General features: G+C 29.4%; 18 protein-coding genes. All 18 read left to right on the top strand.

The features are described from left to right. Nucleotides 1–77 precede the first annotated feature (77 nt). On the top strand, nt 78–2453 hold the full coding sequence (locus tag NHF50_RS12780; RefSeq protein WP_252776826.1) for a TonB-dependent receptor: 2376 nt from the start codon (nt 78–80) through the stop codon (nt 2451–2453). A gap of 11 nt (nt 2454–2464) precedes the next feature. Next, complete coding sequence (locus NHF50_RS12775) at nt 2465–3286, top strand: DUF4249 domain-containing protein (RefSeq protein ID WP_252776825.1); 822 nt, start codon at nt 2465–2467, stop codon at nt 3284–3286. Between the two features lie 45 nt (nt 3287–3331). After that, the gene (locus tag NHF50_RS12770; RefSeq protein WP_252776824.1) at nt 3332–4585 is read left to right on the top strand and encodes a TolC family protein; all 1254 of its coding nucleotides are present in this window, start codon (nt 3332–3334) and stop codon (nt 4583–4585) included. An 11-nt stretch (nt 4586–4596) separates the two neighbouring features. Continuing rightward, a complete protein-coding gene (locus tag NHF50_RS12765) occupies nt 4597–4791 on the top strand; it encodes a hypothetical protein (protein WP_252776823.1) in 195 nt (64 codons plus the stop codon). A gap of 86 nt (nt 4792–4877) precedes the next feature. After that, entirely contained in the window at nt 4878–5486 is a 609-nt protein-coding gene (locus NHF50_RS12760; RefSeq protein WP_252776822.1) for an HlyD family secretion protein, read from the top strand. 5 nt (nt 5487–5491) lie between these two features. Continuing rightward, nucleotides 5492–6436, top strand: coding sequence for an ABC transporter ATP-binding protein (locus tag NHF50_RS12755; RefSeq protein ID WP_252776821.1), 945 nt, complete (start codon nt 5492–5494; stop codon nt 6434–6436). Beyond that, nucleotides 6433–7176: an ABC transporter ATP-binding protein gene (locus NHF50_RS12750; protein WP_252776820.1), complete on the top strand. Its 744-nt coding sequence runs from the start codon at nt 6433–6435 to the stop codon at nt 7174–7176. The genes NHF50_RS12755 and NHF50_RS12750 overlap by 4 nt, the downstream gene beginning before the upstream one ends. Before the next feature lies 1 nt (nt 7177). Further along, the gene (locus NHF50_RS12745) at nt 7178–8284 is read left to right on the top strand and encodes an ABC transporter permease (RefSeq protein ID WP_252776819.1); all 1107 of its coding nucleotides are present in this window, start codon (nt 7178–7180) and stop codon (nt 8282–8284) included. Further along, nucleotides 8281–9402 (top strand): ABC transporter permease, encoded by a 1122-nt coding sequence (locus tag NHF50_RS12740; RefSeq protein ID WP_252776818.1) that lies wholly within the window; start codon nt 8281–8283, stop codon nt 9400–9402. Before NHF50_RS12745 ends, NHF50_RS12740 begins: the two co-directional genes overlap by 4 nt. 38 nt (nt 9403–9440) lie before the next feature. Continuing rightward, nucleotides 9441–10259 (top strand): phospholipase A, encoded by an 819-nt coding sequence (locus NHF50_RS12735; protein ID WP_252776816.1) that lies wholly within the window; start codon nt 9441–9443, stop codon nt 10257–10259. A 25-nt stretch (nt 10260–10284) separates the two neighbouring features. Then, nucleotides 10285–11016, top strand: coding sequence for a TIGR00730 family Rossman fold protein (locus tag NHF50_RS12730; protein ID WP_252776814.1), 732 nt, complete (start codon nt 10285–10287; stop codon nt 11014–11016). Between the two features lie 40 nt (nt 11017–11056). After that, a complete protein-coding gene (locus tag NHF50_RS12725; protein WP_252776813.1) occupies nt 11057–11905 on the top strand; it encodes an RteC domain-containing protein in 849 nt (282 codons plus the stop codon). A gap of 89 nt (nt 11906–11994) precedes the next feature. Next, a complete protein-coding gene (locus NHF50_RS12720) occupies nt 11995–12282 on the top strand; it encodes a helix-turn-helix domain-containing protein (protein ID WP_252776810.1) in 288 nt (95 codons plus the stop codon). 98 nt (nt 12283–12380) lie between these two features. Further along, entirely contained in the window at nt 12381–13220 is an 840-nt protein-coding gene (locus NHF50_RS12715; protein ID WP_252776808.1) for a transcriptional regulator, read from the top strand. 39 nt (nt 13221–13259) lie between these two features. Beyond that, nucleotides 13260–13508: a hypothetical protein gene (locus NHF50_RS12710; protein ID WP_252776807.1), complete on the top strand. Its 249-nt coding sequence runs from the start codon at nt 13260–13262 to the stop codon at nt 13506–13508. Beyond that, nucleotides 13505–14116 carry an ATPase gene (locus tag NHF50_RS12705; RefSeq protein WP_252776805.1) on the top strand — a complete coding sequence of 204 codons (612 nt, stop codon included), beginning with the start codon at nt 13505–13507 and terminating at the stop codon, nt 14114–14116. The genes NHF50_RS12710 and NHF50_RS12705 overlap by 4 nt, the downstream gene beginning before the upstream one ends. Nucleotides 14117–14259: 143 nt before the next feature. Further along, nucleotides 14260–14883, top strand: coding sequence for a hypothetical protein (locus tag NHF50_RS12700; RefSeq protein ID WP_252776804.1), 624 nt, complete (start codon nt 14260–14262; stop codon nt 14881–14883). 163 nt (nt 14884–15046) lie between these two features. After that, nucleotides 15047–16069, top strand: a complete 1023-nt coding sequence (locus NHF50_RS12695) for a CBASS cGAMP-activated phospholipase (protein ID WP_252776803.1) — start codon at nt 15047–15049, stop codon at nt 16067–16069.

The raw sequence follows: 16069 nt of genomic DNA, 5'->3' as shown, positions 1-16069 counted from the left end.
TGGGACTTGGTATAAAATCAATAATCTCATTTCTATTAAAAAATAATTTTGCTTGTTGAAATAAAAATTACTTGAAGATGAAAAATAATCTTAAGACAACACTATTATTCTTTTTTGTATTTATTATTCAAGCAATGGCTCAAGAAAAAGTTACCCTAAGCGGTACAATTTCTGATTCTGAAAATAAAGAAACTTTGCTTGGTGTTAGTATATATATAAAAGAGTTAAATACAGGTACCTCAACAAATAATTATGGTTTTTACTCAATTACTGTCCCTAAAGGAGAATATACTGTTTATATAACTTATATGGGCTATGGCACAATAGAAGAGAAAATATCTTTAACGCAAAGTTTCCAAAAAGATTTCAATTTAACTTATGAAAGTACAAATCTAGATGAAGTCGTTATAACGGCAAATACACAAAAGACAAATATCAAAAAACCAGAAATGAGTACAAATAAACTTTCAATAGCTACCATAAAAAAAATGCCAGCTGTTTTAGGTGAAGTTGATGTATTAAAAGCAGCATTACAGTTACCCGGTGTAACTAATGCTCAAGAAGGTGCTACAGGGTTCAATGTAAGAGGTGGTTCATTTGATGGAAATTTAGTTTTATTAGATGAAGCTATTGTTTACAATACTTCCCATGTCTTTGGTTTTTTCTCTGTATTTAACTCTGATGTAATTAAAGATTTAAAATTATATAAAGGTGGAATTCCTGCTAATTACGGAGGGAGAATTTCTTCAGTATTAGATATTTACCAAAAGGAAGGAAATAAAAATGAGTTTCATGTAAATGGAGGAATTGGAGCTGTATCCAGTAGGTTATTAGTAGAAGGACCTTTAGTAAAAGATAAAAGTTCATTTGTTGTTGCAGGGAGAGGATCTTATGCTCATTTATTTTTGCAATTAGCTGATGAACCTAACACAGCATATTTTTACGATTTAAACACAAAGTTTAACTATAAATTTAACGATAAAAATAACGTTTTTATATCAGGTTATTTTGGAAATGACAAATTAAACTTTGGAGATGATTTTGTTAATAATTATGGAAATACACTTTTTAATGTAAGATGGAATCATATTTTTTCAGATAAACTATTTTCAAATGCTTCAGCTATATATAGCCAGTATAACTATGGTTTTGAATTAGATTTTATAGGTATCGATTGGGAATCAGATATTAAGAATTATAATTTTAAATATGATTTTAAGCATTATGTTTCAAATAATTTGACTCTTAGTTATGGTTTAAATTCGATATATTACAAATTTAATCCAGGTACAATTACCCCTTTGAATGAATCTTCTGGGATTAATCCGACTCAAATTAACCGCAAATATGCTTTTGAAAATGCTTTATATATTAGTGCGGAACAGAAAATTTCAGATAAGTTAACCATAAACTATGGTTTGCGATACAGTAATTTTATGAGACTTGGAGATGAAGAAGTAAATATTTATGAAAATAATCAAGCAGTAATATTTAATCAAGATTTTCAAGTTTATGAAGAAGCTACTCCTATTGGAACAAAAAAATATGAAAACAATGAAAAAATTGCAAGTTTTGATAACCTTGAACCACGAATAGCTTTAGCATATTCATTAAATGACAATCAGTCTATTAAAGCTAGTTATAACAGAATGAGCCAATACATTCATTTAATATCTAATACAGCTTCAGTTTCTCCATTAGATATTTGGGCTCCAAGTGATCAATTCTTAAAACCTGAAATTTTAGATCAATTTGCAGTTGGATATTTTCAAAATTTTAAAAACGGTGATTACTCACTAGAAACAGAAGCTTTCTATAAAACTGTAAAGAATAAAGCAGATTATATTGATGGTGCCGATTTAGTAGCAAATGATGCTATAGAAAGTGTTATGTTAAATGGTGAAGCTCGCTCTTATGGTTTAGAATTAATGTTTAAGAAAAATACTGGAAAATTAACAGGTTGGCTTTCTTATACACTTTCAAAAGCAGAACAAAGAACTCCTGGTAGAAATAGCTTAGAACCAGGAATTAATAATGGTGAATGGTACAGAGCAAATTATGACAAACTACATAATCTTTCAGTAACTGCCGCATATCAATTTAATAAAAAGTGGTCTTTTGGCGGAATTTTCACTTATCAAACAGGTAGAGCCGCAACTTTTCCTGTAGGTAAGTATGAATATCAAGGAATTACAATAGCTAATTATGGCGTAAGAAATGATGATTCATTGTCTGCATACCATCATTTAGATTTATCTGCAACTTACATTCCTAAACCTGAAAAAAACAAAGGATGGCAAGGAGAATGGGTTTTTAGTATTTATAATGTTTATAACAGAAGTAATGCAGCTTCATTTTCATTTGGTCAAAATGCTGATACTGGTTTAAGTGAAGCGAGAAGAACATCTATTTTCGGAATCATCCCTAGTGTTACTTATAATTTCAAATTTTAAAACATCATATTATGAAAATAATTAAATCAATTCTTACTTTAATATTGATAGTTTCTTTAACAGCTTGTGAAGAAGTTATTGATGTAGATTTAGACACAGAAGCACCTCGATTAGTCATTGATGCATCTATAGATTGGATTAAAGGAACAGCTGGAGACCAACAAAAAATAAAACTTACAACCACTACTGGTTACTATGAGGAATCATTTCCTATTGTTTCAGGAGCAGTTGTTTTTGTAAGCAATTCTACTGGAACTATTTTCAATTTTATTGAGAATTCAGGTACTGGAGAATATATATGTACAGACTTTCAACCAGTTATTGGAGAAACTTATACATTAACAATAACATTAAATGGAGAAACATATTCAGCTACCGAAACAATGAAATCTGTGCCTTTTATTGAAAGTACTATTGAACAAGATAATACTGGCGGTATTGCGGGAGATGAAATTAGTATAACGGCAAAATTTCAAGACGATGATACACAAGAAAATTATTATTTAAGTAGCTTCAAACCAAATTTTGCTCCATTTCCTGAATATCAACTGGATGATGATGAATTTTTTCAAGGTAATTTAATTCCTATTTACTATTCAAATGAAGATTTAAATGCCGGAAACATTGTAGATATTAAATTGTATGGTATTTCAAAACAATATTTTGATTACTTCAATAAATTAATGATTGCTTCTGGAGGGGATGGTAGTCCTTTTCAATCAACTCCAACAGCAGTTAGGGGGAATATTATTAATCAAACCAGCTTTAACAATTTCGCATTTGGTTATTTCAGACTTTCTGAGGTAGATATCAGACAATACACAATACAATAAATATTGCAAATATATTTTATAGTTCATTAAATAGATTGAAGAAAAATGAAAAAAAGTGTCTTCTTATTTTCAATATTATGTTTCTTTTTAAATGGAAATGCACAAGAGTTACATCTTGAAAAATGTTTAGAAGAGGTGTCAAAAAATTATCCTCTTTTAAAACAAAAAGAAATAGAGATTGAAATCAATAACATTAACAATGATTTAATACAACAGGACTGGAATCCTAAAATAAGTATAAATGGACAAGCTACTTATCAGTCTGATGTAACTTCTATAAGCGCTCCGGGTATAAACTCTCCAGAGCTAAGCAAAGATCAGTACAAAGCCTATTTAGATGTCAGTCAAACGATATATGATGGAGGATTAAATAGAATACGAAAAGATATTCAAAATTTAAACTATCAAATAAATACATTAAAAATTGAAATCCAATTAAGAGATATATTACTACAGACCCAAAAATACTTTTTTAATGCCCTCTTGATGCAAGAAAACATTAATGCTTTAGAAATAAGTAACGATGAAATTAATAAACGTATTAAGATTTTAGAAAGTGGTGTTAAAAATGGTTCTGTAAAGCAAAGTCAGGTTGATATTCTTAAAGTAGAATTAATTAAAACAGACCAAAAAATTATTGAATTAAGAACAGGAAAGAAAGCATATTTAAAAATTATAGCTCTTTTCTCAAAATTAGAAATATCTGAAAATGAAAAATTAGTCAAACCTAGTCCTTATTTAGAAACGAGCGAAAATTTTAACAAAAGACCAGAAATATTAAGTTTAGATTTTCAAAGTAAAGCTTTAGATAAAGATATTGAAATGTCAAACTCTAAACTTTTACCTAAAGCTAGTTTATTTGGACAAGGCGGTTATGGTAGACCTGCTTTAAATATGTTGAATAATAGCTTTGATGCTTACTATATAGTTGGAGCAAGGATTAACTGGGATATAAACTCTTTTTTCAATTCAAAAAAAGAAAAAAAACTAACATTAAAATTTAAAGATAATATTTCAATTCAAAAAGAGGTAATAGAAACAACCTTAAACTCCCAGTTATTTAATTTAAATGAGTCTCTTAATAAATTAAATTCTTTAATCGAAAAAGATAAACAAATCATTGATTTAAGAGCAAAGATTTCTAAAGTAAGTGCTTCTGAATTAGATAATGGTATCATTACAGCAACAAACTATCTTATTGAAAAAAACGCTGAAACATTAGCAATTCAAACGCTCAAATCACACGAAGTTGAATTATTATCAATTCAATACGAAATTAAAAATCTATACGGAAATTAATCACTTTTATTATGAAAAGAAATAGCATATTCTTATTACTAACTTATATTCTAATTAGCTGTAATAATAATGAAAATTCATTTGATGCTTCTGGAACATTTGAAGCTGTAGAAACAATTATTTCAGCTGATGCAAATGGGCAAATTAAAGAATTATCAATTGAAGAAGGGCAAATTTTGAAACCTAATCATATGTTGGTTACATAGATAGTACTCAGTTATATCTCAGAAAAACACAACTTGAAGCACAGATAAACGCTTTATTACAAAAAAAACCAAATATTGGTATTCAATTGGCTTCACTTAATAACCAATTAAATAAATATAAAAGAGAGAAAAACAGGCTGGTGAATTTATTAAAGGATGGTGCAGCAACTCCAAAACAAATCGATGATATCGATGCTGAAATTGAAGTTTTAAAAAATCAAATTAAAGCACAAGAATCTACATTAAATATTACTAGTTCTGGTATAAACAAAGATGTTATTCCACTTACTATTCAAATTAGTCAAATTAATGATCAACTAGAAAAATCAAAAATCATTAATCCCTTAAATGGTAGTGTTTTAGTAAAGTATGTAGAACAAAATGAAATGGTAACTATTGGCAAACCAATGTATAAAATTGCTGATTTATCTGAAATCATTTTGAGGGCATATATTACAGGGAATCAATTACCAAATATAAAAGTTAATCAAAAGGTTAAAGTGTATATTGACAGTATTAATGGAGAGTACAAAGAAACAACTGGTGTAATAACATGGATTAGTGATAAAGCCGAGTTTACTCCTAAAACTATTCAAACCAAAGATGAAAGAGCCAATCTAGTATATGCAATTAAAATAAAAGTTATCAATGATGGTAGTTATAAAATAGGGATGTATGGTGAAATTAAATTTTAGATATCATGTACGATGTAATTGTAGAAAAACTTCATAAAACCTATAATAAAAAGAGTCTAATTGCTGTAGACCAAGTTTCTTTCTCAGTTAAAAAAGGAGAAATATTTGGATTAATTGGTCCTGATGGGGCTGGGAAAACCTCTCTTTTTCGTATGCTGACAACATTACTTCTACCAGATTCTGGAAATGCTAGTGTTAACGGCTATGATATAATTAAAGATTATAAAAGTATTCGCTCTAAAATAGGATACATGCCAGGTAAATTTTCATTATATCAAGATTTAACTATTGAAGAGAATCTTAATTTTTTTGCAACGGTTTTTAATACAACAGTAGAAGAAAATTATGATTTGATTAAAGATATATATGTACAAATAGAACCATTTAAAGACAGGAGAGCAGGAAAATTATCAGGAGGAATGAAACAAAAATTAGCACTATGCTGTGCATTAATTCATAGACCTACTGTATTATTCTTAGATGAACCTACAACAGGAGTAGATTCCGTTAGTAGAAAAGAATTTTGGGAAATATTAAAACGATTGAAACATGAAGGAATCACAATATTAGTTTCAACTCCATACATGGATGAGGCAAGTATGTGTGAAAGAATAGCATTGATTCAAAATGGTAAGATAATGAGTATAGATACACCAGAAGGTATTACTGATAATTATCCATCTCAACTCTATGCTATCAAAGGCTCGAAAATGAGTAATTTACTTAATGAGCTAAGAAAAAACACTTTAATAGATTCCGCAATATCTTTTGGAGAATTTCATCATATTACAATGAAAAACAATAATCATCTACAAAAAGATTTACTATTTAATCAACTAAAAAATAAAGGAATATCTGATTTAGAAATTCATCCGATTAAAGCAACTGTAGAAGATTGTTTTATTCAGTTTATGCTAAACAATAATTCAAATACCACTAATGTAGAATGAAAGAGGTATTGATTAAAACAGAAAAATTAACAAAACAATTTGGAGACTTTATAGCAGCCAATGAAATAACTTTTGAGGTATACAAAGGAGAAATATTTGGATTCTTAGGAGCAAATGGAGCTGGTAAAACTACTGCAATGAAAATGTTATGTGGGCTCTCAATTCCTACAAGTGGTAATGCTAATATTGCTGGTTTTGATGTATATAAACAAACCGAACATATAAAAAGGAATATTGGCTATATGAGTCAAAAATTTTCTTTATATGAAGATTTAACAGTTTTAGAGAACATTTCTTTTTATGGAGGAATTTATGGATTAACTGATAAGCAACTTAAAGAAAAAAGCGAAATTCTTATCAATAGATTGGGGTTAAACAAAGAGTCTAAAAAATTAGTAGGCTCTTTACCTCTCGGATGGAAACAAAAGTTAGCTTTTTCAGTTGCAATACTCCACGAACCCAAGATAGTATTTTTAGATGAACCTACTGGAGGTGTTGATCCTATAACTCGAAGACAATTTTGGGATTTAATCTATGAAGCTGCAGATAGAGGAATAACAATTTTTGTTACTACTCATTATATGGATGAGGCAGAATATTGTGACAGAATTTCAATGATGGTTGATGGTTATATAAAAGCCTTAGACACGCCATCTAACTTGAAAAAAAAATATAATGTAGCAACTATGGACGAAGTCTTCTTCGAATTAGCTAGAGGTGCTAAACGTAATGGTAATTAAAATGAAACAGTTTTTATCGTTTGTAAGGAAAGAATTTTTTCATGTTTTTAGAGATTCAAAGACATTGATTCTCTTATTTGGTATGCCTATAGTTCAAATTATTTTGTTTGGGTTTGCCTTAACAAATGAAATAAAAAATTCTAAAATTGTAATATGTGATTATGCAAATGACAATGCTTCAAAAGCAATTATTAATAAGTTAGATGCAAGTAGAAATTTTGAAATAGAAAAATTAATAACTAGTCATGACGATATTGAGAAATCATTTAAATCCGGAAAAATAAAACTTGCAATCATTTTCCCAGATAATTTTGAAAATGATTTAATGCATCAAAATTTAGCTAAAGTTCAGATAATAGCTGATGCTAGTGATCCTAATACCGCTACAACTTTAACAGGATATGCATCAAGCATAATTATAGATTATCAAAATAGTCTAAATGGTTCATTAACAAGCGTAACTAAAATTCAAACTGACACTAGAATGATTTATAATCCTCAATTAAAAGGAGCATATAATTTCGTTCCAGGAGTTATGGCATTAGTATTGCTTTTAGTTTGCGTTTTAATGACAAGTGTTTCTATCGTTGGAGAAAAAGAAAGAGGTACTATGGAAGTCTTATTAGTATCACCTTTTAAACCTATTTTAGTTGTTATCAGCAAGGCAGTTCCATACTTCTTTTTATCACTTGTTAATCTTACTATTATTCTAATATTAAGCACAACGCTTTTAGATATGCCAATTAATGGAAGTATATTCTTGCTTTACTTTGCCAGTTCTATTCTAATCATTACAGCTTTAGCATTAGGATTACTTATTTCAAATAGTACTCAATCTCAACAAACAGCAATGGTACTTTCTTTGATGGGAATGTTAATGCCTACTTTATTATTTACAGGCTTTATGTTCCCCCTTGAAAATATGCCAAAAGCAATGCAAATTATTTCAAATATTGTTCCTTCAAAATGGTATTATATAATTATCAAATCTGTTATGATTAAAGGATTAGGTATTACCGCTATTTGGAAAGAATTAACAATTCTCACATCTATGGCTGTAATATTATTAGCAATAAGTGTGAAAACTTTTAAAATTAGATTGCAATGAGAACAATGAAGTTTTTGTTATTAAAAGAGTTTAGGCAAATTTTTCGCGATATATCAATTTTGCGAATGATTTTTGTACTTCCATTAGTACAGCTATTGGTTATGCCACTAGCTGCAGATTTTGAAATTAAAAATATAAATGTATCAATTGTTGATAACGACCATTCGACGTTTTCAAAAAGATTAAGTGATAAAATCATTGCCTCGGGATATTTTAAATTAAATGATTATGGCAACTCCTTTAATGATTCCTTTAATCAATTTCAAAAAGACAACTCAGATTTAGTTCTTGAAATTCCTAAAAACTTTGAAAAGGAATTAACAGTAGAAAATAGATCAAATCTATTTTTAGCTGTAAATGCTATAAATGGAACAAAGGCAGCAGTTGGTAGTGGTTATCTTAGTAGAATTATAGAAAATTTTAATACTGAAATTAGAACTGAAATTAATACATCAGCTAATAATACTCCAACTCAAATTATTCAAATTGAAACATCTAATTGGTTCAATCGATTCTTAAAATATACATTTTTCATTGTGCCTGGCATTTTAGTTTCTTTAGTAACTATGGTAGGAGTAAACATGTGTGCTATGAATATCGTAAGAGAAAAGGAAATAGGTACGATAGAACAAATTAATGTTACACCAGTAAAAAAATATCATTTCATTTTAGCAAAATTAATTCCATTCTGGTTTATAGGAAATATTATTTTTTCTTTAGGATTATTAGTTATTGCAAGGCTTGTATATGGTATAGTACCTTTAGGTTCATATTGGGTTTTGTATAGTTTTCTTTCTTTGTTTTTGATAGCTGTTTTAGGTATAGGATTATTGATTTCAACATATTGTACAACCCAACAACAATCAATGTCATTAGCATTTTTCTTTACATTAATATTTTTCCTAATGAGTGGATTGTTTACATCCGTTGACAGTATGCCTGAATGGGCAAAATTTATCTCTAAACTAAGTCCGGTAACACATTTTATTGAAGCTACGAGAATGGTTGTCCAAAAAGGAAGTGGATTTGAAGATATAAAAGGTCAATTTATAGCTGTTGGGTTAATGGCTATATTTTTTAATACTTGGGCAATTTTTAATTATAGGAAAACTAATTAATCTAAGCCTATCTGTATAAAATTATAATAAAAACTTAAATGAGTTATATATATTTTCTGTTAACATTTTTTATCTCATATTCAGTGTTTTCACAAAAATTAGAGGGAAGAGATAGTTTATATGTAAAAAATGGTTTAAATAAATTACCATCCTTTACAATAAATGGTGATAATTACTTTATAACAGGTTCATCAATTGAAGGACAACCTAAAGCAGAAAATAGTGATACTAAAATACAAATTGGATTTAAGCAACGATTAACAGATAGTGAGTTGCCTTGGAATACATATTTATTTTTCACTTATAAGCAAAAAGCTTTTTGGGATACTTATAAAAAATCACTTCCTTTTAGGGAAACAAACTACAATCCAGGAATAAGTGTAATTAAACCTTTTTTTAAAAATGGGATGCTTGAAGAGTTTTTAATTTTTCAATTTGAGCATGAGTCAAATGGTAGAGACCTTGAATATTCAAGAAGTTGGAATTATGTTTCAATTAGATATATAAAATATTTATCAGATAAATTTACTGCTAGCATAAAGTTTTGGCTTCCAGTAGGCAGTTTAGATGATAATCCAAACATTATTAAATATAGAGGAAATCAACAGATTGATATGGCTTTTAAACTTAATGAAAATATATTTTTTGATTCAGAAATTAGAAAAACATACAGTTTTGATTTAAAAGGGAGTCTATTATTAGGTCTAAATTTAAGACTTTCAAAAAAAACCAATCAATATCTCTATTTACAATATTACTTAGGGTATTCTGAAAGTCTTATCGACTATGATAAACATACTCAAAAAATTAGAATAGGTATTGCGTTTAAAGACCTCTTTTTAAAATTTAGAAAATAGAAATTTGACTAAATTGAAATGAATTATGAATATAAAACTTAATGATTCAGAAATAAACTTTCTGAAAGGACCACGCAGTAGATGGTTGGAATTAATGTTTACACTAAAAACTTTAAAAGAATTTATTAAAGGTTTTAGAACATTTCATTTTATTGCACCATGTATAACAGTCTTTGGTTCAGCTAGATTAAAAGAAGACAATCCCTTTTATGATAAAGCACGTAAACTTGGTGCTGAAATTGCAAAATTAGGTTACACAGTAATGACTGGAGGTGGTGGTGGAATCATGGAAGCAGCAAATAGAGGAGCTAAAGACGTAAAAGGTAGTTCTATAGGGTGTAATATTATACTTCCTATGGAACAAAAACAAAATGATTATCTCGATAAATATGTCAATATTGAATTATTCTTTGTTAGAAAAGAATTACTACGTAAATATTCATTGGCATTTATAGTCTTCCCTGGTGGTTTTGGGACTTTAGATGAATTCTTTGAGACATTAACATTAATTCAAACAAGAAAATTAAAAAAATTCCCTTTAATTATAATTGGAACTGAATATTACAATGACATTAAAAATCAGCTTGAAAAGATGCTAGTATGGGAAACTATTAGTTATGATGATAAAGATTTAATTTTATTCACTGATGATATTGATGAAGTAATCAATTATTTGAATAAACAAGAACATTTAATTGTGAAGAAAAAATATAGACCAATTACTTTTTTAGGTGAAAAAAGGATGAACTCTAATTAAGAATAAAACTTTCTCTTATTTTATTAAAATAGTTGCCACATTGAAGCAAAAAATACAGTCGTTAATTTTAAATATTACAGAACAATTAAACTTCATCGATTTAGAAATTGATAACCCTATTACTAAGTCAGAAAAGGCAATAGAAGTAATATTATTGGCTATTTCAAATGTAAAAAAGATTGTTACAAAAACGGGGTTTAAATCTGATGCTGAAGAAATATATTTTTTTAAAGAATTAAAGCCACAATTTACCTCCAAATTAATTTACTATAACATGGTCTATAAAATAGAAATGAAAAGACCTAATGGTGGTAATCGAATTTTGAAAAAATACTATAACAATGAATTACAAAAATTAAAAGCCTATTTTGACAACGAATTGGATTTTTACAAATATTATCGTTCTGGTAGTTCCTACCTTGATTATAAATATTTCCTTAGAGGAAAATACGATATAAAACTAGCTTTAGACAGCTATTACTTTGAAACCGATAGTTCATTTTCTACCTCTCACGATTTCAAAGTAGCTAGAATTCTAGCAAACGATTTAATACAATTATACCTCGAAGACCAGTTGATTATGATAGAGAATAAAGACCTTGGGGATAAATCACAACGCAAACCGAACGTAAAAATGATTTGGACTGCTCCAAAAGTATCATTAATAGAATTAATTTACGCTTTACATTCCGAAGGAGTTTTCAATAATGGTGCTGCCGATTTAAAAGAGATTGTCAATTATTTTGAACATACTTTCGATATCGATTTAGGACAATACCGTCGTACATTCCACGAAATCAGAGCTAGAAAAGTAGATAGAACAAAATTTATTATGACTTTAAATGAAACTTTAGTTAAAAGAATGGATAATGCAGATGAATTAATTTAGTTAAAAATCGTACCGAACACAAACCGAATTCTGAAATAAAACAAACCAAACTTCACAAATTTGTCCCATAACAATCTAAAACACACGTTATGGCTGTAGAAGTAATCACTCGCGAAGACTTAAATGAATTCAGAAGTCTTCTTTTGAACGATTTAAAAGAAATCATTCAATCCAAACCGCAACAAACAAAACAGTGGCTCAAATCCAATGAAGTCCGTAAGCTGCTAAACATTTCTTCAGGCACTTTACAAAATCTCCGCATCAACGGAACACTAAGCTATACCAAAATTGGTGGTATCATGTATTACGATAATTCAGATATCGATAAACTTTTAAATGGAAATAAGGTAAACGTTCTACCTACTCTCTTTAAGTAGAATACCTTTTTGTCATACTGAGCTTGTCGAAGTGTCGAGGTATCTCATAATCTTAGTCAAAGTCTTAATACTTAATACTCCAATCTTAATACTTATAAATGAATTACATCAAACACCTCACTGGTTTCTTCGAAAAAGTAGCTATTGATAAAACGCTCAATCCAACTCACGTTAGCTTATACATTGCACTATTCCAATTTTGGAACTGCAATCGTTTCAAAAATCCAATCAGCATCAATCGTGATGAGGTAATGCGAATAAGCAAAATCAGCTCCAAAGCTACCTATCACAAATGTCTGAAGAACTTGCATAGTTTGGGTTATATCAACTACGAACCATCATACAATCCATTCAAAGGAAGTCATGTCATTTTATTCAACTTTTCAGAAGATTTAAAACCTCTGCCAAAATCCGAAAGAAAACCAAAAAATGAACCACTTATTGAACTTGTTTCTGAACAAGCTTTGAACAAGTCTTGTACTAGTAGTGAGACAGGTACTGAACAAGCAGTAGTACCTTCTATAAACTATATAAACAATACAAACAGTTTAAACGATAAAAACGTTTCAAACTTGGAAAAGCACATAAAAAAAATTGAAGAAAGTGAAAATGATTTTGTTATTTCGACGATAGGAGAAATCACATCCCAAGAAAAAAAGTTGCGCGAAAAAAAGAAAGGTTTCATTAAACCTAACTGGCAGGAAATCGAAACCTATTTCCAAGAAAATAACTTTCCGGAACAAGAAGCTCAAAAATTCTTCAACTACTTCAAAAGTGTCGGTTGGTTAGTCGGTGGCAAAACACCAATGGTCGATTGGCAAGCAGCAGCACAAAATTGGATGATTAACGCACCAAAATTCATTTCAAATGCAGAACAACCCAACAGAGCAAAACAACTCAACACAACAACCGACAAAGACTATTCTGAACCGTTGTAACTGTCATTGCGAGGAACGAAGCAATCTCAAATATATTCTATGGAAAAAGAAAATAAATCCAACTATAACTATTCAGAAGTAATCAATTGGCTCGAAGCTAAAGGAGTTGAACTATACGGAAATCATTTCAAAATCCTTGAAACCGATTATCCAATTGTATACAAACTAATCGCTTATTTCCTAAAAGACGAACCAACTTGTTTTCAATACGGAATAAACCTCAACAAAGATTTGATATTAAGAGGAGGACTGCCAGTGGCAGTCAGGTATAAAAATTATAAGTTATGAATACGACATTAAGTTATTTAGAAATCATTTCTTGGTTAGAAAAAAAAGGAATTGAGTTGTATGGTAAGAAATTCAAAATCTTAGAAACAGACCATGAAATAATATACAAACTAATTGCATACTTTTTGAAGGATAAACAAGCATGTTATCAATTCAATATCGATTTAGAAAAAGGCATCTTATTAACCGGACCAATCGGCTGTGGCAAAACATCATTGATGAGCTTAATGAAATACTTAACAACAACAGAACATAAATTTTTCGTAAAACCCTGCAGAGACATAAGCTTTGAATTCATCCAAGACGGCTACCAAATCATCCACAAATACAGCATCGGCAAACTCTACCAATCAGAACCAAGAACCTATTGTTTCGACGATTTAGGAACAGAAAACAATCTAAAATATTTCGGAAACGAATGCAATGTAATGGCAGAAATTCTATTAAGCCGATACGATCTATTCATTTCAAAAAAACTCCAAACCCACATAACCACAAACCTATCAGCCACAGAAATAGAAAAACATTACGGCAACCGAGTTCGCTCCAGATTACGAGAGATGGTAAATCTAATTGCCTATGATAAATCAACATTAGATAAACGCTAACGTCAGTTCGAGTGTTCTAATAAAATTGCGACTAGCTATTTTATTAGAATGTATCGAGAACCTTTAAAAGATAAAAATCCATATAAATCCGCGTTTCGCCCTGGTGAATCCGTTTCATCCGCGTTCCAACAAAAAGTAACAACATGAAAACAATAACCAACTTCTGGAACCACTTCCAACAAAACAACTTCGTTTTCCTATTCCTAAACGAAATTCCACAAGACGAACTAAAAATTCATTTCGACAAACTAATCGAAATACTACACCAATATAACAAAGACCTAGACCTCATCATTAAAAACAAAAAGAATGGTGCAGAATTAATCATCACAGCAAACGGAAATCCCTACCTTTTCAAAGAAGTAGAATTACTAGTCCATCATGCACCAGTTGTAGAACGTTGGAAAATAACCGCATTCCTCCAACCTGAAACCAACCTAACCAAATACGAAAACGGCACCGACAAACCACTAGAATATTACGGCATCAGCTTACGGATAAGCGAAATGTATTTCATCCCACTTGAAAACTCAAACAAACCAACTGATTTAGGAATAAAAGTATTACTCAAAAACTACATCGTCCACAAAAACAATCCAAGACTTCGAGAAGCTGTTTACGTTCATATTGAGCATCTGATTGGAGAAAAGTCTTTTGCCAACAATATTGCGTTTATTGAAATAGGTCAATTGGAAGGAGATTATGAAAACCAAATTGAATTATTTGAATTATCAACTTTTATTGATTTAAAAAAAAATGAAAACTAAAATATGTCAAAATGCAACTTTTTACACCTTAACAATTATTTTGACAGAGTTAAATTGACATAAAAACTGACAATTTGTCTAATAATCAAATATTTAATTATGATAAACAAAAATTGATACAACAGGAATGATTTTTGACTTTTTAACATATTATTTGTAATATATGGAAAAGGAATTTAAGATTTTATCAATCGATGGTGGAGGAATAAAAGGTTTATACTCTGCAAAAATATTAGAGCAATTTGAAGAAAAATTCAATTGTTCAATTTCTGATTATTTTGATATGATTTGTGGTACTTCGACAGGAGGATTGATTGCACTTGCATTATCATTGAAAATTCCAGCTTCTGAAATTTGTAAATTTTACGAAGAAGAAGGACCAAAAATATTTCCAAACTTTAAAAAAGTAAAATTTGGAAAGACTAAAATTAGTAGAGGTACATTAAAACAAGTTCTTTATGGTGGTAAATTCTCTGACAAACCTTTAAGAATTGCATTAGAAAATATTTTCAAAGATAGTAAAATTGGAGATAGTAATAATTTATTGTGTATACCAAGTTATACCATAACAGAAGCCAGACCATTTGTTTTTAAGTTTGACCACAAAGAAGGAAATCTTGACAGAGATAATGGTGCTTCAATGGTTGATGTTGCACTAGCTACTTCAGCAGCACCAACATATTTCCCAATGGCAGAAATAAAATATTACGATAATAAACAGTTTATTGATGGAGGAGTTTGGGGTAATAATCCAACGCTTGTAGGTTTGTTAGAAGCTCTTGATTATTTCGTGGGAAAAAATAAAGAATTTGATAAATTAAAAATATTATCAGTTAGCAGTCTCTCACTTACGGGAGGAAAAAAAACTGGTCTAAAAAGAAGTAGATCATTTTTAGATTGGCGTGATGAATTATTTGAAACATCACTTACCGGACAAAGCTATTTCTCTCATTATTTTATGGAAAAAATACAGAACCTTTCTGATATATCAATTGATTATGTCCGAATTCCTACTTCTGAAATCTCAAGTGACCAAGAAAGTTTAATTCAACTTGATGTTGCAACAAAAAAAGCTTTAGACTTGATTAAAGGAAAAGGGAAAGATATGGCAGATGTTTTTAAGAAAAAACCTGAAATCGCCGATTTCTTTAAAAATAAAAAATTATATAACACAACTAAAAAATAA

Origin of the sequence: Flavobacterium sp. NRK F10 (assembly GCF_024054235.1) — a bacterium.
Lineage (GTDB): Bacteria > Bacteroidota > Bacteroidia > Flavobacteriales > Flavobacteriaceae > Flavobacterium > Flavobacterium sediminis.
The sequence above is the reverse complement of the archived record's forward strand: the minus strand, read 5'-3'. Positions and strand labels throughout refer to the sequence as shown.